The following is a 788-nucleotide window of genomic DNA, read 5'->3' on the forward strand; positions in this document are numbered from 1 at the left end:
CTCGGCGCCGGATCCGTCGAGGGGTTGTTAGGTCTGACTTCAGCTGCGGGTGCCGTCGACACTACGTCCGCCCGCGCGAGCTGCGCCGAGGGCGTGCTCGAGCTGGACATCCCAGAGTCGTTTCGCGAGGGCGTGACGAAAGTCAGCTTCTCCTCGGTGGCGAGCACCGAGAAGGGCGCGTGGCGCGTCATCATCCGATAGGGGATCGCTCGCCGGTCATCGATACGTCATCAGGCGGCGACGGTCTCGTATTCAGCGGCCATCTCAGATGCAAGCCCCTCCAGGTCGACGGCCGAGGGCTCACCAGTAGCCACCCCGGTGAGGTCCACCATCATCCAGTTGCCACCGTGCACCAACGGCACAGGACCTTGTTGAGTATCGCTCCACAGGTTGAGAGCCTTTTCCAGTGCCGCCTGGTCCTTATAGAGGTCGATCTGCACGTGGGGCAGGCACAGCGCTTGATCCGTGGGCAGGGCGTCGCCGTTCATCGGGGTGACAGGTTCGCCGGCAGGGTCGGTGTCGCAGCCAAGGTGCTCGTCAACGGCGGCGACAAGTCGGTCCATCGACGTGAAGGTTGGCAGGTCATCGGTCCCCGCCGCAGCGGTTCCGCTGCATCCTGATAGCAGTAGGCAGAGAACGCCTGCTCCTGCAGAAGCTTCGAGGATGCGTCGTCGGATCACCGTGTCCTACCCTTCGCGACAGTGCGGCTGGTGCTGCTGCGAGCATACGCACCCGACTTCAGTTCAACGCGATGTCTTCTGCTCGGTCCGTTCCGATAGGGGATTGTC

General features: G+C 63.7%; 2 protein-coding genes. One reads left to right on the forward strand and one right to left on the reverse strand.

Translation table 11 applies throughout. The annotated features are described in order from the left end of the window. Positions 1-201, forward strand: a 201-nt coding sequence (locus IFT88_RS16860; RefSeq protein WP_207110917.1) for a hypothetical protein, incomplete at its 5' end; no start/stop codon positions are given. A gap of 29 nt (positions 202-230) precedes the next feature. On the opposite strand, the gene IFT88_RS16725 is transcribed toward IFT88_RS16860, so the two are convergent. Beyond that, on the reverse strand, positions 231-680 hold the full coding sequence (locus IFT88_RS16725) for a hypothetical protein (RefSeq protein WP_192122055.1): 450 nt from the start codon (positions 678-680) through the stop codon (positions 231-233). Positions 681-788: the final 108 nt, after the last annotated feature.

Origin of the sequence: Frigoribacterium sp. CFBP 8751 (assembly GCF_014841545.1) — a bacterium.
Lineage (GTDB): Bacteria > Actinomycetota > Actinomycetes > Actinomycetales > Microbacteriaceae > Frigoribacterium.